The organism is Microcella daejeonensis, from assembly GCF_026625045.1.
In the GTDB taxonomy this organism is placed as follows: Bacteria; Actinomycetota; Actinomycetes; order Actinomycetales; family Microbacteriaceae; genus Microcella; species Microcella daejeonensis.
The window spans coordinates 209,063-232,357 of the sequence record NZ_CP113089.1 but is presented as its reverse complement, the minus strand read 5'-3'; the positions used below and the strand labels follow the sequence as shown (position 1 = coordinate 232,357).

Annotated in this window: 21 protein-coding genes; 17 read left to right on the top strand and 4 right to left on the bottom strand. The window is 73.5% G+C overall.

Annotation, left to right across the window (positions count from 1 at the left end):
• Window positions 1-6 precede the first annotated feature (6 nt).
• The 6 genes from OVN18_RS01195 to OVN18_RS01170 all read left to right on the top strand — a co-directional run bounded on the left by OVN18_RS01195 (window position 7) and on the right by OVN18_RS01170 (window position 6,059).
• Window positions 7-1,023 carry a TIGR03842 family LLM class F420-dependent oxidoreductase gene (locus OVN18_RS01195; RefSeq protein ID WP_267737696.1) on the top strand — a complete coding sequence of 339 codons (1,017 nt, stop codon included), beginning with the start codon at window positions 7-9 and terminating at the stop codon, window positions 1,021-1,023.
• A complete protein-coding gene (locus OVN18_RS01190; protein ID WP_267781444.1) occupies window positions 1,020-1,943 on the top strand; it encodes an ABC transporter permease in 924 nt (307 codons plus the stop codon). The genes OVN18_RS01195 and OVN18_RS01190 overlap by 4 nt, the downstream gene beginning before the upstream one ends.
• Window positions 1,940-2,782 carry an ABC transporter ATP-binding protein gene (locus OVN18_RS01185; RefSeq protein ID WP_267781443.1) on the top strand — a complete coding sequence of 281 codons (843 nt, stop codon included), beginning with the start codon at window positions 1,940-1,942 and terminating at the stop codon, window positions 2,780-2,782. Before OVN18_RS01190 ends, OVN18_RS01185 begins: the two co-directional genes overlap by 4 nt.
• The gene (locus tag OVN18_RS01180) at window positions 2,779-3,567 is read left to right on the top strand and encodes an ABC transporter permease (RefSeq protein WP_267781441.1); all 789 of its coding nucleotides are present in this window, start codon (window positions 2,779-2,781) and stop codon (window positions 3,565-3,567) included. The genes OVN18_RS01185 and OVN18_RS01180 overlap by 4 nt, the downstream gene beginning before the upstream one ends.
• 87 nt (window positions 3,568-3,654) lie before the next feature.
• Window positions 3,655-4,800, top strand: coding sequence for an ABC transporter substrate-binding protein (locus tag OVN18_RS01175; protein WP_267781439.1), 1,146 nt, complete (start codon window positions 3,655-3,657; stop codon window positions 4,798-4,800).
• A 41-nt stretch (window positions 4,801-4,841) separates the two neighbouring features.
• A complete protein-coding gene (locus OVN18_RS01170) occupies window positions 4,842-6,059 on the top strand; it encodes an FAD-binding domain-containing protein (RefSeq protein ID WP_267781438.1) in 1,218 nt (405 codons plus the stop codon).
• A gap of 55 nt (window positions 6,060-6,114) precedes the next feature.
• On the opposite strand, the gene OVN18_RS01165 is transcribed toward OVN18_RS01170, so the two are convergent.
• Complete coding sequence (locus OVN18_RS01165) at window positions 6,115-6,330, bottom strand: hypothetical protein (protein WP_267737689.1); 216 nt, start codon at window positions 6,328-6,330, stop codon at window positions 6,115-6,117.
• 181 nt (window positions 6,331-6,511) lie between these two features.
• Between OVN18_RS01165 and OVN18_RS01160 the strand changes: the two genes are divergently transcribed.
• The 6 genes from OVN18_RS01160 to OVN18_RS01135 all read left to right on the top strand — a co-directional run bounded on the left by OVN18_RS01160 (window position 6,512) and on the right by OVN18_RS01135 (window position 11,259).
• Window positions 6,512-7,912, top strand: a complete 1,401-nt coding sequence (locus OVN18_RS01160; RefSeq protein WP_267781437.1) for an aspartate aminotransferase family protein — start codon at window positions 6,512-6,514, stop codon at window positions 7,910-7,912.
• 73 nt (window positions 7,913-7,985) lie between these two features.
• Entirely contained in the window at window positions 7,986-8,561 is a 576-nt protein-coding gene (locus tag OVN18_RS01155; protein ID WP_267737687.1) for a YceD family protein, read from the top strand.
• Window positions 8,562-8,609: 48 nt separating this feature from the next.
• Complete coding sequence (rpmF, locus tag OVN18_RS01150) at window positions 8,610-8,813, top strand: 50S ribosomal protein L32 (protein WP_168916142.1); 204 nt, start codon at window positions 8,610-8,612, stop codon at window positions 8,811-8,813.
• 36 nt (window positions 8,814-8,849) lie between these two features.
• Window positions 8,850-9,572, top strand: a complete 723-nt coding sequence (rnc, locus tag OVN18_RS01145) for a ribonuclease III (protein WP_407666050.1) — start codon at window positions 8,850-8,852, stop codon at window positions 9,570-9,572.
• An 18-nt stretch (window positions 9,573-9,590) separates the two neighbouring features.
• Window positions 9,591-10,538 carry a bifunctional DNA-formamidopyrimidine glycosylase/DNA-(apurinic or apyrimidinic site) lyase gene (gene mutM, locus OVN18_RS01140; protein WP_267781436.1) on the top strand — a complete coding sequence of 316 codons (948 nt, stop codon included), beginning with the start codon at window positions 9,591-9,593 and terminating at the stop codon, window positions 10,536-10,538.
• 124 nt (window positions 10,539-10,662) lie between these two features.
• Window positions 10,663-11,259, top strand: a complete 597-nt coding sequence (locus OVN18_RS01135) for a hypothetical protein (RefSeq protein WP_267781434.1) — start codon at window positions 10,663-10,665, stop codon at window positions 11,257-11,259.
• Here OVN18_RS01135 and OVN18_RS01130 read toward each other — a convergent pair.
• Window positions 11,256-12,332, bottom strand: coding sequence for a GNAT family N-acetyltransferase (locus OVN18_RS01130; RefSeq protein WP_267781433.1), 1,077 nt, complete (start codon window positions 12,330-12,332; stop codon window positions 11,256-11,258). The two genes, OVN18_RS01135 and OVN18_RS01130, sit on opposite strands and share 4 nt — an antisense overlap.
• 138 nt (window positions 12,333-12,470) lie before the next feature.
• On the opposite strand from OVN18_RS01130, the gene OVN18_RS01125 reads away from it, so the two are divergent.
• Window positions 12,471-16,202 carry a chromosome segregation SMC family protein gene (locus tag OVN18_RS01125; protein ID WP_267781432.1) on the top strand — a complete coding sequence of 1,244 codons (3,732 nt, stop codon included), beginning with the start codon at window positions 12,471-12,473 and terminating at the stop codon, window positions 16,200-16,202.
• Between the two features lie 50 nt (window positions 16,203-16,252).
• Here the strand turns inward: OVN18_RS01125 and OVN18_RS01120 are convergent, their stop codons facing one another.
• Together OVN18_RS01120 and OVN18_RS01115 are read right to left on the bottom strand one after the other, a co-directional pair.
• On the bottom strand, window positions 16,253-18,073 hold the full coding sequence (locus OVN18_RS01120; RefSeq protein WP_267781431.1) for a glycosyltransferase family 2 protein: 1,821 nt from the start codon (window positions 18,071-18,073) through the stop codon (window positions 16,253-16,255).
• A gap of 99 nt (window positions 18,074-18,172) precedes the next feature.
• Complete coding sequence (locus tag OVN18_RS01115; protein ID WP_267782848.1) at window positions 18,173-19,456, bottom strand: nicotinate phosphoribosyltransferase; 1,284 nt, start codon at window positions 19,454-19,456, stop codon at window positions 18,173-18,175.
• 90 nt (window positions 19,457-19,546) lie between these two features.
• Between OVN18_RS01115 and OVN18_RS01110 the strand changes: the two genes are divergently transcribed.
• The 4 genes from OVN18_RS01110 to rdgB all read left to right on the top strand — a co-directional run bounded on the left by OVN18_RS01110 (window position 19,547) and on the right by rdgB (window position 23,291).
• Window positions 19,547-21,028: a cryptochrome/photolyase family protein gene (locus OVN18_RS01110; protein ID WP_267781429.1), complete on the top strand. Its 1,482-nt coding sequence runs from the start codon at window positions 19,547-19,549 to the stop codon at window positions 21,026-21,028.
• 63 nt (window positions 21,029-21,091) lie between these two features.
• Window positions 21,092-21,940: a glutamate racemase gene (murI, locus tag OVN18_RS01105; RefSeq protein WP_267782845.1), complete on the top strand. Its 849-nt coding sequence runs from the start codon at window positions 21,092-21,094 to the stop codon at window positions 21,938-21,940.
• The gene (gene rph, locus OVN18_RS01100) at window positions 21,937-22,686 is read left to right on the top strand and encodes a ribonuclease PH (RefSeq protein ID WP_324287717.1); all 750 of its coding nucleotides are present in this window, start codon (window positions 21,937-21,939) and stop codon (window positions 22,684-22,686) included. Before murI ends, rph begins: the two co-directional genes overlap by 4 nt.
• Window positions 22,683-23,291 (top strand): RdgB/HAM1 family non-canonical purine NTP pyrophosphatase, encoded by a 609-nt coding sequence (gene rdgB, locus OVN18_RS01095; RefSeq protein ID WP_267781428.1) that lies wholly within the window; start codon window positions 22,683-22,685, stop codon window positions 23,289-23,291. Before rph ends, rdgB begins: the two co-directional genes overlap by 4 nt.
• Window positions 23,292-23,295 lie beyond the last annotated feature (4 nt).

Below are 23,295 nucleotides of genomic sequence, written 5' to 3'. Positions count from 1 at the left end.
GCAGCCATGGACTTCGGAGCAGTCATCCAGACCAACCCGCCGGCGTCGCGCACGGTGCACCTCGCCAAGCTCGCCGAGCAGCACGGCTTCAGCCACGTGTGGACTTTCGACTCGCACATCCTCTGGCAGGAGCCCTACGTCATCTACTCGGCGATCCTCGCCGAGACCCACCGGGTGAAGGTCGGCCCCTTCGTCACCAACCCCGCCACGCGCGACTGGACGGTGACGGCGAGCACCTTCGCCACGCTCAACGAGATGTACGGCAACCGCACCGTCTGCGGCATCGGCCGCGGCGACTCGGCGGTGCGCGTCACCAACGGCAAGCCGACGACCCTCGCCGAGCTGCGCGAGTCGATCCACGTGATCCGCGAGCTCGCGAACTCCCGCGCCGTCGAGTACCACGGGGCGACGCTGCAACTGCCGTGGAGCACGGGCAGCGAGCTCGAGATGTGGGTGGCCGCCTACGGCCCGCTCGCGCTCAAGCTCACCGGGGAGGTCGGCGACGGCTTCATCCTGCAGCTGGCCGACCTCGACATCGCCAAGTGGATGATCGAGACCGTGCGCACGGCGGCCGACAACGCCGGGCGCGATCCGATGGCCGTGAAGTTCTGCGTGGCGGCGCCGATGTACGTCGGCACCGACTGGGATCACATGCGCAACCAGTGCCGCTGGTTCGGCGGCATGGTCGGCAACCACGTCGCCGACATCGTCGCCAAGCACGGCGCCGGCAGCGAGGTGCCGTCGGCGCTCACGGACTACATCGCCGGGCGCGAGGGCTACGACTACAACAGTCACGGCAAGGCGGGCAACGACCACGTCGACTTCGTGCCCGACGAGATCGTCGACCGGTTCTGCGTGCTCGGCTCCGCCGAGCAGCACATCGAGAAGCTCGAGGCCCTGCGCGAGCTCGGCGTCGACCAGTTCGCCGGGTACCTGCAGCACGACAACAAGGAGGAGACCCTCCGCGTGTACGGCGAGCGCATCATCCCCGCGATCAACGCTCCCAAGCGGGCGAAGGCATGACGGAGGCCGCGATCGCGCTCGTTCCGCCTCGTCGGCGCGCGCGCGATCGCGGCGCCCGACTGCGGGTGTGGGGATGGGGGCTCGCGGGGCTCTTCGCGCTGGGCATCCTGTGGGAGGCGTACAAGGCGCTCGGCCCCGCCGACGGGGTGGTCGTGGCGGGCATCCGCGTGCTGCCGCGCACCAGCGATCTCGCCATGCCGCACCTGTGGGAGATGGCGGGCAGGATGCTCGAGCCGGTGACGCGCGCCGAGGGCGCCAACCCGCTCTGGCTCGAGATCGTGCTCGCGGCCTCGCTGACCCTGGGCATCGCGGCCGCGGGCTGGGTGGTCGGAGTCGTCGTGGGCGTCGCCCTCGCCGTCGTCATGCAGCGGTGGCGCATCGCCGAGTCGGCGCTCCTGCCGTGGATCGTGCTGAGCCAGACGGTGCCGCTCATCGCCTTCGCACCGCTCGTGCGCAGCTGGGGGTCCCGCATCGAGATCGGTGCGCTCGAGTGGCAGGACTGGATGTCGGTCGCGGTCATCGCGAGCTACCTGGCCTTCTTCCCCGTCGCCGTCGGCGCCCTGCGCGGGCTGCAGGCGCCCGATCGCATCCATCTCGAGCTCATGCACACCTACTCGGTCGGCTGGTGGCAGACGCTCACGCGCCTGCGGTTCCCCGCCGCCGTGCCCTACCTGCTGCCGGCCCTGCGCCTCGCCGCCGCGAACGCCGTCGTCGGCGCCGTCGTCGCCGAGGTGTCGACGGGCCTGCAGGGCGGCATCGGCCGCCTCGTCATCCAGTACGCCGGGCAGGCCTCGGGCGACCCGGCGAAGGCCTGGGCGCCCATCGCGGGCGCCGTCGCCCTCGGGCTCATCGCGGCCGGCTCGGTCGCGCTGCTCGGCATCATCCTCCGCACCTACCGACGATCCGAGGAGCAGGCATGACCTCCACCACTCCCGCGACATCCGCCACCAGCACCGTCGCCCCCGCCGTCTCCGTCACCGCCGTCGACAAGGTCTTCTCCACGAAGGCCGGCGAGGTGACGGCGCTCACGGGCATCGACCTCGCCGTCGCGCCGGGCGAGTTCGTCTCGCTCATCGGCCCCTCCGGCTGCGGCAAGTCGACCCTGCTGCGGCTCATCGCCGATCTCGATGCCCCGAGCACGGGAACCGTCGAGGTCTTCGGCACCTCCGCGCACCGGGCGCGCCTCGATCAGAAGTACGGCATCGCCTTCCAGCAGGCGGGCCTGCTGCCCTGGCGCACGGTCGCCGGCAACATCGCGCTGCCGCTCGAGCTCGCCGGGGCGCCCTCGGCCGAGCGCGCGGCCCGGGTCGACGAGCTCGTCGCCCTCGTGGGCCTCGGCGACTTCGCCGACCGGTTCCCCGATCAGCTCTCGGGCGGCATGCAGCAGCGCGTGGCGATCGCCCGCGCGCTCGCGAAGAAGCCCGCCCTGCTGCTCATGGACGAGCCCTTCGGCGCTCTCGACGAGATGACGCGCGAGTACATGCAGACCGAGCTGCTGCGCATCGCGGCCGACACGGGTGCCGCCGTCGTCTTCGTCACGCACTCCATCCCCGAGGCGGTCTACCTCAGCGACCGCGTCGTCGTCATGTCGCCCCGCCCGGGTCGCATCGCCGACATCGTGACCATGAATCTCGGCCGCACCGCCGACCGCGCCGACGACCTGCGCGAGGACGGCGCCTTCTTCGAGATGATCACGGCGGTGCGCGAGGCCCTGCACGGCACCCCGGTCTCGGGGGCGCGCGGCGTGGAGACGCGATGACCGCCGCGACCGCCGCTCCGATGCGGGATGCCCCGCCGAACGCCGCGCAGCGGGTGCTCGCGCCCGTCGTGCTCGGCGTCGTGGTGATCGGCGTCTGGCAGCTGCTCGCCGGCTCGGGCCTCGTCGAGGCCTACCTGCTGCCGAGCCCGGCCGCGATCGGCGAGCAGATCGTCGAGTTCGCCCCGACCATGCTGAGCGCGGCGGGCATCACGGGCCTCAACGCGCTGCTCGGCCTCGTGCTCGGATCCCTGCTCGGCGTTCTCGCCGCCCTCGCCGCATCGAGCGCCCGGCCGGTGGACGGCATGCTCGCGCCCGTCGTCGCGGCGCTCGCGGTCATCCCGATCGTCGCCCTCGCCCCCGTGCTCAACACGATGTTCGGCGCCGACTCGCAGGTCGGCCGCCAGTTGATCGCGGGGCTCGCCGCCTTCGTGCCGGTCTTCATCACGACGGCGCGCGGCCTGCGGCAGACCCAGCCCGTGCACCGCGACCTCCTGCGCACCTACGCGGCGAGCCGTTGGCAGATCATGCGCACGATCACGCTGCGCACGGCGGCGCCGTACACGTTCACGGGCATCCGCCTCGCCTCGTCGCTCGCCGTCATCTCGGCGCTCGTCGCCGAGTACTTCGGCGGTCCGCGCGGCGGGCTCGGCGGGCTCATCTCGACCTCGGCCGCCTCGAGCGCGTACCCGCGCGCCTGGGCCTACGTCGTCGCGGCGATCCTGCTCGGCCTCGCCTTCTACCTCGTCACCCTCGCGCTCGAGACCGCCGTCTCGCGGCGCCGCTGACCCACCGACCCCCTCCCGCACCGCTGCATCACCGCTCCATCCCTTCGCACCGCATCCCGCACCACCGTGATCCACGAGAGGACAGCCATGAAGCACAGCACCCCCCGTCGCCTGGCGACGTTCAGCGCGCTCGGTCTCACCGCCGCGCTCGCCCTCACCGCCTGCGCGAGCGGTTCCCCCGGCGAGGCCGGCGGCGACGACGAGCTCACGCCCGTCTCGCTGCAGCTGCAGTGGCTGCCGCAGGGCCAGTTCGCCGGATACTTCGCGGCCGCCGAGCAGGGCTACTTCGAGGAGGCCGGCCTGGACGTGGAGATCATCCCCTCGGGCGGCGACATCGTGCCGCAGGACGCCCTCTCGAACGGCGACGTCGACTACGCGATCGCCTGGGTGCCGAAGGTGCTCGGCTCGATCGAGGCCGGCGCGAACGTCACCAACATCGCGCAGATCTTCCAGCGCTCCGGCACGCTGCAGGTGGCGTGGGCCGACAGCGGCATCGAGTCGGTCGCCGACTTCGAGGGCAAGAAGATCGGCTCGTGGGGCTTCGGCAACGAGTGGGAGATCTTCGCGGCCATGGCCGAGGAGGGCCTTGACTCCACGAGCGTCGAGATCATCACGCAGGACTTCAACATGAACGCGTTCCTCAGCGGCGACATCGACGCCGCGCAGGCGATGACCTACAACGAGTTCGCCCAGGTGCTCGAGACGACGAACCCCGACACGGGCGAGCTGTACACCGAGGAGGACCTGAACGTCATCAGCTACGAGGAGACCGTCGGCGCCATGCTGCAGGACGCGATCTGGGCCGACACCGAGCGGCTCGAGAGCGACGAGGCGTACCAGGAGACCACGGTCGCGTTCCTCAAGGCCGTCATCAAGGGCTGGGTCTACGCGGCCGAGAACCCGGAGGAGGCCTCGCAGATCACGATCGACGCCGGCAGCGGCTGGGGCCCGAGCCACGAGCTGTGGATGGTCAACGAGACGAACAAGCTCATCTGGCCGGCCCCGAACGGCATCGGCTTCATCGATGAGACGGCGTACCAGAACACGGTCGACGCGGCGCTGAGCGCGACGAACGAGACCGGCGCCCGCCTCATCACCGAGGAGCCGCCGGCGAGCGCGTGGACCAACGAGTACATCGAGCAGGCGCTCGCCGAGCTCGAGGAGGAGGGCGTCGACATCTACGGCGAGAGCTTCGCGCCCATCGACGTCGAGCTGCTGGAGGGCGGCAACTAGCCGCCGCGGGTTCTCCCAGGCCGGCCGCGCAGGCTGGGGGCATGACGTTCGCCCCCGCCACCCGCGCGGCCGGTCTGGCCCGCCTCGACGAATTCGCGCCGCTCGCCGGGCGCCGCTACGCCGCCGACCGCAACCACGACCGAGGCCCGCACGAGCAGCCCGCCGTCTCGCAGCTCTCGCCGTACCTGCGCCACCGCCTCGTCACCGAGGAGGAGGTCGTGCGGCACGTGCTCGCGACGCACTCCCTGCAGGCGGCGGACAAGTTCGTGCAGGAGGTCTACTGGCGCACCTACTGGAAGGGCTGGCTCGAGCAGCGCCCGAGCGTCTTCACCCGCTACGAGCACGGCGCCCTCGCCGCCCGCGAATCGTTGGGGGAGGAGGGTGAGGCCCTGCTCGCCGCCGCCGTGGAGGGCCGCGCCGGCATCGAGGGCTTCGACGACTGGGCCCGCGAGCTCGTCGACACCGGGTACCTGCACAACCACGCCCGCATGTGGTTCGCGAGCATCTGGATCTTCACGCTGCGACTGCCCTGGCAGCTCGGCGCCGAGTTCTTCCTGCGCCACCTGCTCGACGGCGATCCCGCCTCCAACACGCTCAGCTGGCGCTGGGTCGCCGGACTGCAGACGCGCGGCAAGACCTACCTCGCCACCGCCGATAACATCGCCCGCTACACCGAGGGCCGCTTCCGGCCTCGCGGCCTCGCGACCGTCGCGCCCGCGCTCGAGGAGGACGAGCCGGTGCCGACCCCGGCGCCCCTCGCTCCGGCCGCCGCCGCGCCGCTCGGGCGGCTCGGGCTGCTGCTGCACGACGACGACCTCGCGCCCGAGACGCTGCCGGGCGTCGAGCGCATCGCGGCCGTCGCGGCCCCGGCGCGCGGGCGGGAGCGCACCGCGCAGGGCACCGCCGCGATGGTCGCCGACTTCCAGCGGGATGCCCTCGCCGACGGCCTCGACCGCGCATCCAGCATCCACGCCGCCCCCGCCGAGAGCCTCGACGACCTCACGGCGCCCGCCATCGCGGCCTGGGCCGCGCGGCACGAGCTCGACGCGATCGTCATGCCGCTCGCGCCCGTCGGCGCCGCGCGCACGGCGCTCGACCGGGCGGCCGCCGAGCTCGCGCCGGAGGGCCTGCCCCTCGTCCCCCTGCACCGCGAGTGGGATGCCCGAGCCTGGCCGCACGCCACGCGCGGCTTCTTCCCGTTCCGCGAGCGCATCCCGCAACTTCTGCGCGCTCAGGGAATCGGCGCGCACGGGTCATAGCGCACGGACGGGCGCGGGCCTGCGCCGCGCACGATCGTCGTGCCGCGCCGGGGTCTCAGGGACCGGGCAGCAGCGTCCAGGCGGCCTTGCCCTGGGCGCGACCAGCGGCCTGCCCGGGATCGGGCGAGGGCTCGACGCCGACCCGGAGGGTGTCGTCGCGCACCTGCTGGCGACGTCTCGTCGCGCGGCGGATGAGGGCGATCGTCGCCGCCGTGACGAGGGCGAGCAGCAGGAGTCCGAGAACGGCGATCTGAACCTCGAGGGGCACCATGGGCTCACGGTAGTCGCGGACGCGAGGCGCGCGACCTCCGTTCATCGAGAATTCATCACGACGCGTGATGCCGTCCTGCGCGTCTGCGCGCGAGGAACCTCGGTGCGACCTCTCGCGGAACGGCCGTGGACGGCGATAATGGCCACGACCCCGTCTTCCTCGACACCAAGGACCGATACCGATGACCGACACGCTGAACCGGTCGCACCCCGCCCCCGCCGCTCCCGCGGCCCCCGTCACCGCGGCGCACGCGGCGCTGGACCCCGCCGACGGCGAGCGCGCCTACGCCCTCGATCGCGAGTTCGTCTTCCACTCCTGGAGCGCGCAGGGCGCCCTGAAGCCCTTCGTCGTCGCCGGCGCCGCGGGCTGCGAGGTCTGGAACTACGACGGCGAGCGCTACCTCGACTTCTCGAGCCAGCTCGTCAACACCAACATCGGCCACTCGCACCCGACGGTCGTCGCGGCCATCCAGAAGCAGGCCGCCGAGCTCGCCACGGTCGCGCCCTCGCACGCCAACCTCGCCCGCGGCGAGGCCGCGCAGCGCATCGTCGAGAAGGCCGGCCCCGGTTTCGCGAAGGTCTTCTTCACCAACGGCGGCGCCGACGCGATCGAGAACGCCATCCGCATGGCCCGCCTCACCACGCGCCGCCACAAGGTCATCTCGACGTACCGCAGCTACCACGGCAACACGGGCGCGGCGATCGCCTCGACCGGCGACTGGCGGCGCATCCCGAACGAGTACGCCTTCGGGCACGTGCACGTCTTCGGTCCGTTCCTGTACCGCAGCGAGTTCCACAGCGAGACGGCGGAGCAGGAGTGCGAGCGCGCGCTGAGGAGCCTCGAGCGCACCATCCAGGCCGAGGGCGCCGACACGATCGCCGCCATCCTGCTCGAGTCGGTGCCCGGCACCGCGGGCGTGCTGACCCCGCCCGTCGGCTACCTCGAGGGCGTGCGCGAGATCTGCGACCGGTACGGCATCGTCTGGATCGCCGACGAGGTCATGGCCGGCTTCGGCCGCACGGGGGAGTGGTTCGCCTGGCAGGGCGCCGACATCAACCCCTCGCGCGCCACCCCCGACCTCATCGCCTTCGCGAAGGGCGTCAACTCGGGCTACGTGCCCGCGGGCGGCGTCGTCATCAGCCCCGCGATCGCGGCGGCCTTCGACGAGCGCGTGTTCCCGGGCGGGCTGACCTACTCCGGCCACCCCCTCGCGATGGCCTCCATCGTCGCCGCGCTCGACGCGATGACCGAGGAGGGCATCGTCGAGAACGCGAAGACGATCGGCGAGAAGCACCTCGGCCCGGGCCTGCGCGCGCTCGCCGAGAAGCACCCGATGATCGGCGAGGTCCGCGGCATGGGCGTCTTCTGGGCGCTCGACCTCGTCACCGATCGCGGCACCCGCGCACCCGTCGGCGCCGACGTCATCGGCCGCCTCAAGGCCGAGCTGATGGCCCGGCATGTGCTGCCCTTCGCCGCCGACAACCGCATCCACGTCGTGCCGCCGTGCATCGTCACGCCGGCCGAGGTCGAGCGGGCGCTCGTCGCCTACGACGAGGCCTTCACGGCGGTCGCCGCGGGCTGAGCCGACGCCGGCGCGCGCCGGGCATCCACCGCGTGATGGATGCCCGGCTCGCCAGGGCGTAGGATGGAGCGTTATGCCTGCCGCCAGAAGCCCCTACCTCGTCCGCGTGCGCGATCTCGTGCACCGCCCGGGAGAGATGCGCGAGGTCGCCCTGGCGTTCGATCTGCCCGAGCAGCTCGGCGCCGCCGCGGTCGTCGTGCCCGCCGGCGCGCCCATGACGCTCGACCTTCGGCTCGAGGGCCTGCACGAGGGCATCCTCGTGAGCGGCACGATCGGCGCGACCGCCCGCGGCGAGTGCGTGCGCTGCCTCGACCCCGTCGCCCTGCCGCTCGAAGTCGAATTCCAGGAGCTTTTCGCGTATTCTCCTGACGACGCCTTCGACTACACGGTTCACGATGATCACGTGGATTGTGAACCCGTGGTCAGGGACGCGGTCGTGCTGGCGCTGCCGTTCCAACCGGTGTGCCGCCCCGATTGCCCCGGACTCGATCCCGAGACCGGTGAGCGTCTGGCCGACCAGCCGCGGCGCGAGCCGCGCGAGGTGATCGACCCGCGCTGGGCCGCGCTGCAGGGCTTCGGTACCGGTGAGACCGAGACCGGCGCCAGCGACACCCCCACGACCCGCACCACCCCCGAGACCGCAGACTGAGACAACGTCGGCGCGCATGCGCGCCCGTGTGAGAGAGAGAAGAAGACCATGGCTGTTCCGAAGCGGAAGAAGTCCCGCGCCAACACCCACGCGCGCCGTTCGCAGTGGAAGGCGGAGGTCCCCACGCTGGTCAAGACCATCGAGAACGGCAAGGTCGTCTACAGCCTTCCGCACCGCGCCAAGGTCGTCGAGGACTCCGCGGGCACCCCGCTGTTCCTCGAGTACAAGGGCCGCAAGGTCGCCGACGTCTAAGTCGTCCGCACCCTGTCGACGCAGCGCACGACGCCCGTGAGAGCGGCATCCGGCCCCGAGCCCGATCGCACCGCTCTCACGGGCGCGCTCGGCGTATCCATCGCGCCGGAACTGCTGGAGCTCGCGCTCACCCACCGGTCGTGGGCCTACGAGCACGGCGGCGTCGCCAACAACGAGCGGCTCGAGTTCCTCGGCGACTCGATCCTCGGCCAGGCCGTCACGGTCATGCTGTACACCTCGTACCCGCACCTCGATGAGGGCGACCTCGCCAAGCGGCGCGCATCCCTCGTCTCGGCGGTCGCCCTGTCGGAGGTCGCCCGGGGCATCGGCCTCGGCGCGCACCTCAAGCTCGGCAAGGGCGAGGAGCTCACGGGCGGTCGCGACAAGTCGTCGATCCTCGCCGACACGGTCGAGGCGATCATCGGCGCCACGTACATCGATCTCGGAGGCGAAGCCGCGACGACGCTCGTGCTGCACCTCATCGCCCCGCTGCTGGCCGACCCCGACCGGTTCGGTGCGGCGATGGATCCGAAGACCTCGCTGCAGGAGCTCGCGGCCCGCCGCGGTCACGGCGTTCCGATCTACGAGCTCAGCGACACCGGTCCCGACCACTCGAAGCGGTTCACCGCCACCGTGGTGCTCGGCGGCGAGTCGATCGCCTCGGGCGAGGGCACGAGCAAGAAGCAGGCCGAGATGGCCGCCGCGCTCGAAGCGTGGACGGTGCTGAGCGCGCGCCGCCCGAGCACGCCCTCGGCCTGAGCAGGGCATCCCGCCGCCATGCCCGAACTGCCCGAGGTCGAGGTCGTCCGCCACGGACTGGCCCCCGCCGTCACCGGTGCCCGCATCGAGCGGGTGATCGTGCTCGACGCCCGGTCGCTCAAGCGCCATGACGGCCCGGCCGAGGACTTCGTCGAGCGGCTCGCCGGCGCGCACGTCGCGGCGGCGGTGCGGCGCGGCAAGTTCCTGTGGATGCCGCTCGCGATCGGCAGCGCATTCGCCTCGAGCACGCCTGAATCCGGCGCGTTCGGCGAGCCCGTCGAGGCGCTCGTCGTGCACCTGGGCATGAGCGGCCAGGTGCTGCTGCGCGCCCGCGACGCCGAGGTCGCGCCGCTCACGCGCCTGGTGTTCGACGTGCACCACCCTGAGCACGGAGCCCTGCGCGTCGACTTCGTCGATCAGCGCATCTTCGGCTCCATGGCGATCGACCCGCTGCAGGCGACGCCGGATGCCGCTGCCGGCGGCCACGGCAGCCCCCTGCCCCTCGTGCCCGGCCAGGTGGCGCACATCGCCCGCGACCCGCTCGACCCGGCCTTCGACGAGGCGCGCTTCCTCAGCGCCCTGCGCTCCCGGCGCACCGGCATCAAGCGCGCGCTGCTCGACCAGACCCTCGTGAGCGGCATCGGCAACATCTACGCCGACGAGTCGCTGTGGGCCGCGCGCCTGCACTACGACCAGCCGACGAGCTCGATCTCGACCCGCAAGGCGCGCGAGCTGCTGAGCGAGGTGCGCACGGTGCTGCGCCGCGCCCTCGACGAGGGCGGCACCTCCTTCGACGCGCAGTACGTCAACGTCAACGGCGCCTCCGGCTACTTCAGCCACTCCCTGCGCGCCTACGGCCAGCAGGGCATGCCCTGCGAGCGCTGCGGCCGCCTCATCGTGCGCGAGCAGTTCATGAACCGCGGCTCGCACTTCTGCCCGGGCTGCCAGCGGCTGCGCGCGGCCTGAGCCGGGCATCCCGCCGCGGTCGATAGGCTCGACGAGCGGTTCGCGAGACTCTCTCGTGACCGATCGCGCTCCTCGTCTGCGCCCGGCATCGGGCCGCCGGTCCACCCGCGCCCCGGAGGCTCCCGTGCTGATCATCTCCCTCGTCTTCGCCGTCGTGCTCACGCCGCTCGCCGTCGTGTTCCTCCTCGGCGAGGATCCGGTGCCCGGCATCATCCTCGGCGTCGTCGCGCTGCTCGCGGGCGGCATCGCGACCCGGCGCATCGCCGTGATGACCCGCGCCCGCCGCGCCGCGCTGCGCGAGTGGCGCGCCGAGAACCAGGAGGGGCTCAGCGATCTGCGGGCGATGGGCGGGCGCGGCGTACTCGCGCTCGCGTCGAGCGCCCGAGCGATCAGCCGTCTGGAGAAGGGCGACGCGCCGGGGGCGACCCGCATCCTGACCTCGGCGGTCGAGCGGCTGCGGGGCCGTCGGGGAGCCGAGACGTTCTTCGCCGTGCTCCTGCCCTACCGCGCGGCGGCCCTCGCCGCCTCGGGTGACGCCGAGGGCGCGCGGGCGTCGCTCGAGGAGGGCGAGCGCGCGTTCGCCGCCCTGCCGTCGACCCGCAAGACGGAGGCCGGGCACGTCCCGGTGCAGCTCGAGCGCGTGCGACGGGAGCTCGGGTCGGAGCGCTTCGACCTGCAGCGCGTCATGGCCGACCTCGCCGCGGCCGAGGCGACGGCCTAGAGGGTCTTGCGCCACGCCCCCTCGTAGGCGAAGGGCACGAAGCCGAGGGCCTCGTTGACGTCGAGCATGTGCCGGTTCTCCTCGGCGTTGTACGTGATGACCGCGGGATGCCCCGGCCGCACCCGCTCGAGGAACAGCAGGTTCTCGGCCTTCAGCAGCGTGCCCAGGCGGTGCCCGCGGTGCTCCCGCAGCACGAGGGTGTCCTCCTGCGAGGCCGGACGGTCGCGCTCGGCGGGGGCCGTCATCTCGGTGAAGCCCACGAGCCGGCCGCTCGCGACGTGCTCGACGGCGGCGGTGAGCGAGGTGCGCGGGCTGTCCTGCTCGAAGCGCTCGTCCTCGACGAGGCGCTCGACCGTCCAGACGTCCTCGGGCTCCTCCAGCCCGGCGGTGGGCGCGTCGGTGCTCATGCGGGTCAGCAGGTGCGCGATGTCCTCGCGCCACTCGACGGGGGTCGCGTCGATCCAGGTGTGCACGCGGTACTCCGATTCGGGGGCGCGCCGCCGGGCCTCGTCGCGCACGGCCTCGAGCCGGCCGGGCTCGAGCGGCAGCGGCAGGCGACTGCCGCGCTCGACCTGCTCGAGCGTGTACCCGAAGCTCTGCAGCAGGCGCACCTCGGGGGTGCCCGCCGGAACCGAGCCGAAGCCCGTGGGGGAGGGGATGCGGATGCCGCCCTGCTTCCAGGAGGGCGCGTAGGCGATCGCCCGCGTCTTGCCCTCGGCGCGCGCCATCTCCTCCATGCGGCGCCCGAGGGCGGCGCCGACGCCGTGCCCGCGCGCCTCCGGCAGCACCTCCATGAAGAGCCAGACGGTGTCGGCGGCCTCGTCGGTGCGGGTCTCGTAGACGCCCCGGGCGACGAGGCGGCCGTCGAGACGCGCGGCGAGCATCCTCTTCGGCTCGAAGGTGGTCTTCTGCCAGCCGGGCAGCAGCTCCTCGGCGCTGTAGTCGAGGTCGGTGCCGCCGGAGTCGTGCCGGTTCGCGGCGTTGCGCACCTCGACGCAGGCGAGGAACTCGGCCGCGTCGTCGGCGTCGAGGCTCGCCGGGATGACGACCTCGGTGATCGTGATGTCGCTCATGCCGAACCCTTCTCGTCGCACCGCCGCCGGCGGGCCCGCCGTGCGGCCAGCCCGCCAGGATACTGGCGCGCGAGCCGGTACGGTAGGCCTCGATCGATCCGATCGTCCCGTCCGCCCGTCATCGCGAGGAGCCGCCGCGTGCACCTGAAGAGCCTGACGATCAAGGGCTTCAAGTCGTTCGCGCAGCCGACCACCTTCCAGTTCGAGACCGGGGTCACCTGCGTCGTCGGCCCCAACGGCTCGGGCAAGTCGAACGTCGTCGACGCGCTCGCCTGGGTGATGGGCGAGCAGGGGGCGAAGACGCTGCGCGGCGGCACGATGAGCGACGTCATCTTCGCCGGCACCGCCACGCGCGGCCCGCTCGGCCGCGCCGAGGTGCAGCTCACCATCGACAACAGCGACGGCGCCCTGCCGATCGAGTACAGCGAGGTGACGATCTCGCGCACGCTGTTCCGCAACGGCGGCAGCGAGTACGCCATCAACGGCGCCTCGTGCCGGCTGCTCGACGTGCAGGAGCTGCTGAGCGACTCCGGGCTCGGGCGCGAGATGCACGTCATCGTCGGGCAGGGCCGGCTCGACTCGGTGCTGCACGCGAGCCCCGAGGAGCGCCGCGGCTTCATCGAGGAGGCCGCGGGCATCCTCAAGCACCGCCGTCGCAAGGAGAAGACGGTGCGCAAGCTCGAGGCCATGCAATCGAACCTCACGCGGCTGAGCGATCTCGCCGGCGAGATCCGGCGGCAGCTGACCCCGCTGGGGCGGCAGGCCGAGATCGCGCGCGAGGCCCAGACGATCGCCGCGATCGTGCGGGATGCCCGTTCCCGCCTGCTGGCCGACGAGGTCGTCGCCCTGCGCACCGCCCTCGCCGACCACCACCGCACCGAGAGCGAGCGCACGAGCGAGCGCCTCGTCGTGCAGAGCCAGCTCGACCAGGCCCGGCTGCGGGTGCAACGCATCGAGGCGCAGATGGTCGGCGACGCCGTCGACCGCGCGCGCGGCACGGCCTTCGAGCTGGAGAAGGTGCAGGATCGCCTGCGGTCGCTCAGCACCCTCACGCAGCAGAAGCTCACCCTGCTGAGCCAGCAGTCGGAGCTGCCGGGCATGCAGTCGACCGTCACCCAGTCGATGGTCGACGAGGCCCGTGCCGAGGCCGAGCAGCTGACCTCCGGTGTCGCCGAGGCCGAGCGCGCCGTCGGCGAGGCCGCCGCCCGCACCGCGACCGCCCGCGCGGCCCTCGACTCGCTCGACGAGGAGATCGCGGCGCAGTCGGCGCTCGTCTCGCAGCACGACCTCGAGCTCGCGGGCCTCGCGAGCCGCGTCGAGGTCGCCCGCTCGACCCTCGCCGCCGCGCGCGGCGAGCAGCTGCGCCAGCAGAACGCCCTCGAGGCCGCGCTCGCCCGCCAGGAGTCGACGCGCGCTGAGCTCGCCGCGCTGCCCGCGCTCGAGCAGGCCGAGGGCGCCGACGCCGAGCTCGACACCGCGCTTCGCGAGGCCGACGAGCGGGTCGCCGCCATCCAGGGCCGCCTCGACGGCGAACGGGATGCCCTGCACGGCCTCGAGCGCGAGCGCGACGCCCTCGCCGCCCGCGTCAGCGCCCTCTCGCAGGCCATCGACTCGGGCGACGGCGCCTCGGGCCTGCTCGGCTCGAGCGGTGTGCGCGGACTCGTGGCCGACCACGTGCAGGTCACCCCGGGCTTCGAGGCGGCCGTCGCCGCCGCCCTCGGGAGCCTCGCCGAGGCCGTGCTCGTGGACGACGCCGACGCCGGGTTCGCCGCGCTCGACCGGGCCCGCGCGGCCGAGGCCGGCCGCGTCGAGGTCGTCCTCGCCGAGCTCGGGAGCCCCGCGCCGGCCGGGCCCGCCGCCGTTCCCGGCCTCACCGCCGCCGCGAGCGTTGTCACCGCCCCCGCGGGCGTGCTCGCCCTGCTGACCCGCACGCTCATCGCCGACGATCTCGGGGCCGCGCGCGCCGCCTGGCCCGCGATCGAGCAGCTCGGCGAGGCCGCCGGCAGCGTCACGGTCGTGACCCGCGAGGGCGACGTGCTCACCCGCAGCGTGCTGCGCGGCGGATCGGGCGCGGGCCGCAGCCGGCTCGAGCTCGCCGCCGAGCGCGATGCCGCCGCCGAGCGCCTCGCCGACGTCGCGACGGGCATCGAGCGCGCCCGCTTCGCGCTCGACGGCTCGCGCGCCGAGCTCGCCGAGGCGAAGGCCGCCGCCACCGCGGCGCTCGCCGCCGTGCGCGATCACGACGCCCAGCGCGCCGCCCGCAGCGAGCAGCTCAGCCGCGCCCGCGCGCAGGTCGAGGCCGCCGAGGCCGAGGCCGAGCGCCTCGCCGGCGCCGGGGAGCGCGCGGCCGAGGTCGTGCGCGAGGCCGAGAGCGGCGTCGAGCGCGCCGTGGCCGCGCACGACGACTTCGCCGCCCGTCCGCGCCCCATGCTCGACGCGAGCGCCCGCGACGGCCTCGTCGTCGAGCTCGACGCCGTGCGCGCCGCCGAGACCGAGCACCGCATCGCGCTCGAGACCGCTCGCGAGCGCGTGCGCGCCGCGCGCGAGGGCGCCATGCAGCTCGAGCGCCGCCGCGAGGCCGAGCGCTCGGCCGCCGAGGAGGCCGCGCGGCGCGCCGTGCTGCGCCAGCGCCAGGTCGAGCGGGCCCGCACCGTCGCCGACTCGCTGCCCGCCGTGCTGACCGCCGTCGACCGCTCCGTCGCCGAGGCCCGGGTCGAGCTGCACCGGGCCGAGACCGAGCGCGCCGCCCAGAACGAGGAGCTCGTCGAGCTGCGCCGCAGCGAATCGCAGCTGCGCGAGCGCCTGCACGCCATCACCGAGAACGTGCACGGCCTCGAGCTGCAGATCTACGAGAAGAAGCTCCACCTCTCGCAGCTGCTCGAGCGCGCGGCCGATGAGCTCGGGCTCGACGAGGAGGTTCTGGTGGCCGAGTACGGCCCCGAGTCGCCCGTTCCCGACGACGACGCGCTGACGGCCGCCGCGCGGGCCGTCGCCGACGCCGTGGCCGCGGAAGCGGCATCCCGCGTCGACCCCGACCCCGACGCGCCCCTGCTCGACGTCACGAGCGACGAGGAGTCGGCGCGCGTCGCCGCGCTCGTCGCCCAGTCGGCCCCGCACGCGGCGCGCGACGCCGAGGGCGCGGGGCAGGGCGAGGGGATGCCCCCGGTCGAGCCCCTCGTGGCCGGCCGGCCCTTCGTGCGCAGCGAGCAGCAGGCCCGGCTGGCGAAGGCCGAGCGCAAGCTCAGCCAGCTCGGCCGCGTCAACCCGCTCGCGCTCGAGGAGTTCGCCGCGCTCGAGCAGCGCCACAAGTTCCTCAGCGAGCAGCTCACCGACCTCGCCGACACCCGGCGCGACCTGCTGACGATCATCGACGAGCTCGACGAGACGATGCAGCACATCTTCGCCGCCGCCTTCGCTGACACGAAGGACGCCTTCGACCGGGTGTTCCCCGTGCTGTTCCCGGGCGGCACGGGCCAGCTGCTGCTGACCGACCCCGAGAACATGCTCACGACGGGCATCGAGGTGACGGTGAAGCCCGCGGGCAAGAAGATCGAGCGGCTCAGCCTGCTCTCGGGCGGTGAGCGCTCCCTCGCGGCGGTCGCGCTGCTCATCGCGATCTTCAAGGCCCGGCCGAGCCCGTTCTACATCATGGACGAGGTCGAGGCAGCGCTCGACGACGCCAACCTCGGCCGCCTGCTGACGATCTTCCGCGACCTGCGCGAGAGCAGCCAGCTCATCATCATCACCCACCAGAAGCGCACGATGGAGATCGCCGACGCGCTCTACGGCGTGAGCATGCGGCAGGACGGCGTGAGCGCCGTCGTCGGGCAGCGGGTGCAGGCGCCCGAGGCGGAGGCCGTCGCGGGCTGAGGCCCTGCCGTCGAGTCAGCGACCGGTGTCGCGCCCTCGTCCTGCTCCTCTCATGCCGTTGTCCGGGCCGCCGCGGCTGTCGCCGCGCGTCGCTCGGCGAGGACGCGCCGCACGGCTCGGCGCCGTCGTGCCCCCGGTCGGTGCATCCAGCTCTCGCGCGCCCGGCGCGGCACGCCGCCGACGACGGCGACGCAGACCGCGACGGCGGCTGCGGCGAGCCCGCTCCAGGCGAGGCCCTCGGCGAGGAACACGACGGCCCAGAAGGCCTGGTACAGCACCGCGAAGAGGTCGGCGGCGGCGTAGCGCTCGGCGGTCGCATCGCGACCGCCCGCTCGGGCGGTGGAGGCGGTGGGCAGGGCCCCGGCGGTGCTCCGGGTGCGGGCGGGGGAGCCGCCGGCCTTGGGTGTGCGCTCGAACTCGGCGTGCAGCTCGCCGATGAGGCCCTCGAGCGCGGCCATGAACTGGTGCGGGAGCATCCCGGTCGTGAGCACCGCCTGCGGACCGGCCCGCAGGACGCGCCGGCCGACGCCGCGCACCGTGAGGCGATCGTCGTCGCGGCGGGCGGTCTCGACGGCGCTCAGCACGGTGGAGACGAGCAGCCAGGTGAGCGGGGGCGCGAGGTAGACGGCGACACCGACGCCCGGCCCCACGGCGCCGGCCCAGGCGCCCATCGCGACGAGGGGCGGCAGGATGAGCATCCAGGCGCCCCAGAGCGCCCACTGCCAGGGGATGAGCACGTGGTAGAGCACGTGCAGTCGACGCAACGGCGCGCCGGGCAGGCGCAGCAGGCTCCCGAGGTGCAGGCGCTGCAGCTGCACCCAGCCCCGGGTCCAGCGCCGCTGCTGCGCCCGGTACGCCGGAAGCGAGGCGGGCAGCTCGGCGGGCGCGACGAGATCGGGCAGGAACCGGGTGCGGTAGCCGTGCAGCAGCGCGCGCACGCTGAGCTCGCAGTCCTCGACGAGGCTGGCGGCCCGCCACCCGCCGATCGCCTCGATAGCGGATGCCCGCCACACTCCCGCGGTGCCCGTGAAGTTCACGAACTCCCACGCCCGTGACCGCCACGACATCTGCAGCACGTGATGGTCGTCGACCCAGAGCGACTGCGCGGAGGTGAGCCACGACTCGTCCGCGTTGAGGTGCCCCCAGCGCGCCTGCACGACCGCGAGCCCCTCGTCGTCGACGCCGTGCTCGTCGCGGAAGCCGGCGACGGCCCGCAGCAGGAAGTCGCGCGGCGGCAGGAAGTCGGCGTCGAGGATGGCGATGAACTCGGCATCGCTCGCGCGACGGCCCTCCTCGAGGGCACCGGCCTTGTAGCCGGCGCGCTCCTCCCGCCTGCGCAGCTCGACCGTCGCGCCCTGCCCGCGGGCGATCGCGCATGCCTCGTCGACGATCATGCGGGCGACCGGATCGGTGGAGTCGTCGAGCACCTGGATGACGAGGCGGTCGCGGGGCCACTCCAGGGCCGCGGCGGCGAGGATCGCCCGTCGCGCGACGGCCGGCTCGTTGAAGAACGGCAGCTGCACCAGTACGCGCGGCGCGTCGGGATCCTCCGGGTCGATGCGCGGTGCTGCCGGTGCGCCCCGGCGATCGGCGAGGAACACCGCCCCGACGCGCTCGACGAGGCCCGCGAGCAGGAAGACGATGATGAGCGCCCAGGGGACGTGGAGCGCGACGCCGATCGCCGCGACGAACGGATCGGGTGCGGGACCGGTCTCGGTCAGCAGCAGGACGGCCGCGAGCGGCACGGAGACGAGGGCGATCGCCGCGCCGAGCACGGCGATCGACGTCCACCAGGGCAGCGGGGCCTCGACGATCACGGAGCGCGCGGCCGAGGTGGAGTCGGGGCGGATGACGGGAGCGGGAGCGGTCATGTCAGCGATCGTCGACGCGGCGCGTGATCGGAGCGTGAGACGGCGATGAGGGCCGTCTCATGCTGGGCCCGGCCCGGCTGAGCCGCGCGGCCCGCGGGCCTACCGGTAGACGGTCGGCAGCACGGGCTCTCCGCGCCCGAGCCGGAAGGCCTCGGGAGGCAGCTCGGCGATCGCCGACGCGCGGTGCTCCCGCGCCGCGCGCACGCCCGCGGCGCCGAGGGCGGCGGGGTCGGGCTCTCCGTCGATCATGAGCGGCACGGTGAGGGCGCGCGGCTCGATGCCGGTGAAGCCCGCCTCGGGCATCCCGTCGTGATCGTCGTCGATGATGACGTGCTCGGCCCGCGCGATGCCGTCGGCGCCGATGAGGCGGGCACCGCGCTTGGTGCCGCCGCGCCCGACCTTGCCGCTCGAGGCCTTGGCGACGGGCGTCCAGTCGCCGGAGGAGCCCTGCTCGCGCCGGGCGACGAGCTTGTAGACGAAGCCGGCGGCGGGGGCGCCCGCGCCGGTGACGACGGCGGTGCCGACCCCGAAGGAGTCGACGGGGGCGCCGCGGAGCGCCGCGATCGAGTGCTCGTCGAGATCGTTGGTGACGGTGATGCGGGTCTGCGTCGCTCCGAGCTCGTCGAGCTGCGCGCGCACCTCGCGCACGAGCGTGGGCAGGTCGCCCGAGTCGAGCCGCACCGCTCCGAGCTCGGGGCCGGCGACGCGCACGGCGGTCTCGACGCCGCGGCGCACGTCGTAGGTGTCGACGAGCAGGGTGGTGCCCGGGCCGAGCGAGTCGACCTGCGCGCGGAACGCCTCCTCCTCCGAGTCGTGCAGCAGCGTGAAGGCGTGCGCGGCCGTTCCCATCGTCGGGATGCCCCACCGACGCCCCGCCTCGAGGTTCGAGGTCGCGCTGAATCCCGCGATGTAGGCCGCGCGGGCCGACGACACGGCCGAGGCCTCGCCCGTGCGGCGCGACCCCATCTCGGCGATGCTGCGGCAGTCGGCCGCCGAGACCATGCGGGCCGCCGCCGTGGCGACCGCCGAGTCGGCGTTGAGAATGCTGAGGATGACGGTCTCGAGCACGACCGCCTCGGCGAAGGAGCCGCGCACGGTCATGAGGGGCGAGCCGGGGAAGTACAGCTCGCCCTCGCGGTAGCCCTCGATGGAGCCGGTGAACCGGTAGTCGGCGAGAAAGGCGAGGGTCGCGTCGTCGACCACGCGCTGCTGCGAGAGCCAGTCGAGCTCGGCGGCGCCGAACCGGAAGCGCCCGATGGCCTCCAGCACCCGGCCCGTGCCGGCGAGCACGCCGTAGCGGCGATCGCCCGGCAGGCGGCGGCCGAACACCTCGAAGACGCACTCGCGGTGCGCGCGGCCCGAGCGCAGGGCCGCCTCGATCATCGTCAGCTCGTACCGATCGGTGAGCAGGGACGTGCGGTCGGTGGGCTGCGCGGTCGTCACGCGCTCAGCCTAAATGCCTAGGCTCGCGGCATGACCGATGCCGCCACCCGCTGGCTGACCGCCGAGCAGCTCGGCCCCCACTTCGACGACGGCGGCCCGATCGTGCTCATCGAGAACCACGAGGTGTTCCGGCGTCGCCCGACCCACCGGCTCAAGGCGCACCTGTACCTCAGCGCGCTGCGGCATCGGGCGCGCGAGCTGGGCGACCGCGGCGAGCTCGTCGTGAGCGGCTCCTACCGGGCGGCGCTGGAGGAGCGGGGCATGACGGGCGGCGCGCTCGAGGTGGTCGGCGCGACCTCGTGGGCGCAGCGGCGGCTCGTCGAGCGGCTCGGGGCGAGCATCCTGCCCGATCGGGGCTTCGTCACCGAGCGCGAGGAGTTCGCCCGCTGGGCCGAGGGCAAGACGGCGACCCAGCTGCTCATGGATCGCTACTACCGGCAGGTGCGCACCCGCACGGGCATCCTCATGGAGGGCGGCGAGCCCGTCGGCGGGCAGTTCTCGTACGACCACGACAACCGCGAGAAGCCCCCGAAGGACGCGGTGTCGCTCGGCCTTCCCGAGCCCTGGGCGCCCGTCGAGGACGACATCGACGCGAGCGTGCGCGAGACCCTCGACGCGCTCGAGGCCGACGGCGTGCGGTTCCTGGGGCGGGATGCCCCGCGCGCGTTCCCCGTCACGCGCGACGAGGCCCTCGCCTCCCTCGACGAGTTCATCGAGTCCCGGCTCGGCGACTTCGGGCCCTACGAGGACGCCTCGCTGGCGGGCGACGACACGATGGCGCACAGCCGCCTCAGCGTGGCGCTCAACCTCGGACTGCTGCACCCGCTCGAGATCGTCTCCCGCGTCGTCGCGGAGCACGACGCGGGCCGCGCCCCGCTGCCGAGCGTCGAGGGCATCGTGCGGCAGCTCATCGGCTGGCGCGACTGGGTCTGGCACCTGTACTGGCACCTCGGCGAGGACTACGTCGAGCGCAGCAACCACCTGCGGGCGACGACGCCGCTGCCCGAGGAGTGGTGGCAGCTCGACGGCGAGGCCGTGCAGGCGCGCTGCCTCAGCCACGTGCTCGAGGGCGTCGGCCGCACCGGCTACGCTCACCACATCCAGCGGCTCATGATCCTCGGCAACTTCGCGCTGCAGCGCGGCTACGACCCCGCTGAGCTGACCGCCTGGTTCCAGGGCGCCTTCGTCGACGGCACCCCGTGGGTCATGCCCGCGAACGTCGTCGGCATGAGCCAGTTCGCCGACGCAGGGCTCGTCGCGACGAAGCCCTACGCCTCGGGCGGGGCGTACATCGACCGCATGAGCGACTTCTGCGGCGGGTGCCGCTTCGATCCGAAGAAGCGCCTGGGCGAGAGCGCCTGCCCGTTCACGGCGGGGTACTGGGCGTTCCTCGACCGGGTCGAGCCGGTCATCCGGGGCAATCACCGCATGGCGCAGCCGCTCGCGGGGCTGCGCCGCCTGGCCGACCGCGAGGAGGTCGTCGCGCAGGAGCGCGCCCGCACGGCGTACTGAGCGCGCGCGAGCCGACCCCGCGCGAGCCGCCCGCCGCCCGGGCCGCCGTGCCCCGCACCTAGACTGTCGGGCGTGAGCAGCGCACCGATCGGAGTCTTCGATTCCGGCGTCGGCGGCCTCACCGTGGCCCGCGCGATCATCGATCAGCTGCCGCGCGAGCAGATCCTCTACCTCGGCGACACGGCGAACGGCCCCTACGGCCCCCGGCCGATCGCGCAGGTGCGCGAGCACGCCCTCGCCGTCATGGACGAGCTCGTCGACCAGGGCGTGAAGATGCTCGTCATCGCCTGCAACACCGCGAGCGCCGCCATGTTCCGGGATGCCCGCGAGCGGTTCGAGCAGGGCCACGGCATCCCCGTGGTCGAGGTCATCCAGCCCGCCGTTCGCCAGGCCGTGCGGCGCACGCGCACCAAGCGCATCGGCGTCATCGGCACCGAGGGCACGATCAACTCGCGCGCCTACGCCGACGCCTTCGTCGCCGATCCGAGCATCGTGCTGACGCAGGCCGCCGCCCCCCGCTTCGTCGAGTTCGTCGAGGCGGGCGTCACGAGCGGCCCGGAGCTCTTCGCCGCGGCCGAGCAGTACCTCGCCCCGCTCATCGCCGCCGACATCGACACCCTCGTGCTCGGCTGCACCCACTACCCGCTGCTCGCCGGCGCCATCCAGTACGTCGTCGGCCCCGAGGTCTCCCTCGTCTCGAGCGCCGAGCAGACGGCGTACGACGTGTACGGCCGCCTGGTCGCGCACTCCCTGCTGAGCGACCGGCAGGATGCCCCCCACCACGTCTTCGAGGCCACGGGTTCCGACACCGACCGCTTCCGGCAGCTCGCCGCGCGGTTCCTCGGCCCCGAGGTCACCCGCGTCGAGTCGTTCCCGACCGGCGCCATCCCCCTCCCGAAAGGCACCCCATGACCACGATCGCCGAATCCGCCGGCCTGCGCGCCGACGGCCGCACCCCCGACCAGCTGCGCCCCGTCACGATCGAGCGAGGCTGGAGCGCCCAGGCCGAGGGCAGCGCCCTCATCACCGTCGGCGGAACCCGCGTGCTCTGCACCGCGAGCTTCACCAACGGTGTGCCGCGCTGGCTCGTCGGCAAGGGCAGCGGGTGGGTCACCGCCGAGTACGGCATGCTGCCCCGCTCGACCAACGAGCGCATGGACCGCGAGAGCGTGAAGGGCCGCGTCGGCGGCCGCACGCACGAGATCTCGCGCCTCATCGGCCGCGCCCTGCGCGCCGTCATCGACACGAAGGCGCTCGGCGAGAACACCATCAAGATCGACTGCGACGTTCTGCAGGCCGACGGCGGCACGCGCACCGCCTCGATCACGGGCGCCTACGTCGCGCTCGCCGACGCCGTGGAGTGGGGCCGCGAGAAGGGCTTCATCGGCAAGAAGGCCACCGCCCTCACCGACTCGCTCGCCGCGGTGAGCGTCGGCATCGTCGACGGCGTGCCCATGCTCGACCTGCCCTACGAGGAGGACAGCCGCGCCGAGACCGACATGAACGTCGTCGTCACCGGGAGCGGCAAGTTCGTCGAGGTGCAGGGCACCGCCGAGGCCGCCCCCTTCGACCGCGCCGAGCTGGATGCCCTGCTCGACCTGGCCCTCGGCGGCTGCCTCTCGCTCAGCCACCTCCAGCGCGAGGCGCTCGGGCGATGAGGGTCGTCGTCGCGACGCACAACGCCCACAAGGTCGCCGAGCTGCAGCGCATCCTCGGCGCCGCCGTTCCCGAGCTCGAGCTCGTCACCTACGACGGGCCCGCGCCGGAGGAGGACGGCGACACCTTCGCCGCCAACGCCCTCATCAAGGCCCGCGCGGCCGCGAAGCATACGGGACTGCCGGCCATCGCCGATGACTCGGGCATCTCGGTCGATGCGCTCGGCGGGGCGCCGGGCATCCACTCGGCCTACTACTCGGGTCACCGCGACGACGCCGCCAACGTGCGGCACCTGCTCGAGCAGCTCGCCGCGCGGGGCGAGGGAGCCGACCGCGCTGCGCAGTTCACCTGCGCCGCCGCGCTCGTCGACCCGGGCGAGATCGTCGACGGCGCACCGTTCGAGACGGTCGAGCTCGGCATCTGGCCGGGCTCCGTCGCGGCGGAGGCCGCCGGGGGAGGGGGCTTCGGCTACGACCCGGTCTTCGTGCCCGAGGGCCTGGAGGTCACCGCCGCCGAGATCTCGGCCGAGGCGAAGAACGCCACGAGTCACCGCGCACGCGCCTTCGCGGCGCTCGCCGCGGTGCTGCGCGCGCGCGCCGAGGGCTGAGCCC

Bases quoted from the DNA above. Each gene is read 5' to 3' on its own strand.
- OVN18_RS01195 (WP_267737696.1), top strand. From the start codon at position 7: ATGGACTTCGGAGCAGTCATCCAGACCAACCCGCCGGCGTCGCGCACG.
- OVN18_RS01190 (WP_267781444.1), top strand. From the start codon at position 1,020: ATGACGGAGGCCGCGATCGCGCTCGTTCCGCCTCGTCGGCGCGCGCGC.
- OVN18_RS01185 (WP_267781443.1), top strand. From the start codon at position 1,940: ATGACCTCCACCACTCCCGCGACATCCGCCACCAGCACCGTCGCCCCC.
- OVN18_RS01180 (WP_267781441.1), top strand. From the start codon at position 2,779: ATGACCGCCGCGACCGCCGCTCCGATGCGGGATGCCCCGCCGAACGCC.
- OVN18_RS01175 (WP_267781439.1), top strand. From the start codon at position 3,655: ATGAAGCACAGCACCCCCCGTCGCCTGGCGACGTTCAGCGCGCTCGGT.
- OVN18_RS01170 (WP_267781438.1), top strand. From the start codon at position 4,842: ATGACGTTCGCCCCCGCCACCCGCGCGGCCGGTCTGGCCCGCCTCGAC.
- OVN18_RS01165 (WP_267737689.1), bottom strand. From the start codon at position 6,330: ATGGTGCCCCTCGAGGTTCAGATCGCCGTTCTCGGACTCCTGCTGCTC.
- OVN18_RS01160 (WP_267781437.1), top strand. From the start codon at position 6,512: ATGACCGACACGCTGAACCGGTCGCACCCCGCCCCCGCCGCTCCCGCG.
- OVN18_RS01155 (WP_267737687.1), top strand. From the start codon at position 7,986: ATGCCTGCCGCCAGAAGCCCCTACCTCGTCCGCGTGCGCGATCTCGTG.
- rpmF (WP_168916142.1), top strand. From the start codon at position 8,610: ATGGCTGTTCCGAAGCGGAAGAAGTCCCGCGCCAACACCCACGCGCGC.
- mutM (WP_267781436.1), top strand. From the start codon at position 9,591: ATGCCCGAACTGCCCGAGGTCGAGGTCGTCCGCCACGGACTGGCCCCC.
- OVN18_RS01130 (WP_267781433.1), bottom strand. From the start codon at position 12,332: ATGAGCGACATCACGATCACCGAGGTCGTCATCCCGGCGAGCCTCGAC.
- OVN18_RS01120 (WP_267781431.1), bottom strand. From the start codon at position 18,073: ATGACCGCTCCCGCTCCCGTCATCCGCCCCGACTCCACCTCGGCCGCG.
- OVN18_RS01115 (WP_267782848.1), bottom strand. From the start codon at position 19,456: ATGATCGAGGCGGCCCTGCGCTCGGGCCGCGCGCACCGCGAGTGCGTC.
- OVN18_RS01110 (WP_267781429.1), top strand. From the start codon at position 19,547: ATGACCGATGCCGCCACCCGCTGGCTGACCGCCGAGCAGCTCGGCCCC.
- rph (WP_324287717.1), top strand. From the start codon at position 21,937: ATGACCACGATCGCCGAATCCGCCGGCCTGCGCGCCGACGGCCGCACC.
- rdgB (WP_267781428.1), top strand. From the start codon at position 22,683: ATGAGGGTCGTCGTCGCGACGCACAACGCCCACAAGGTCGCCGAGCTG.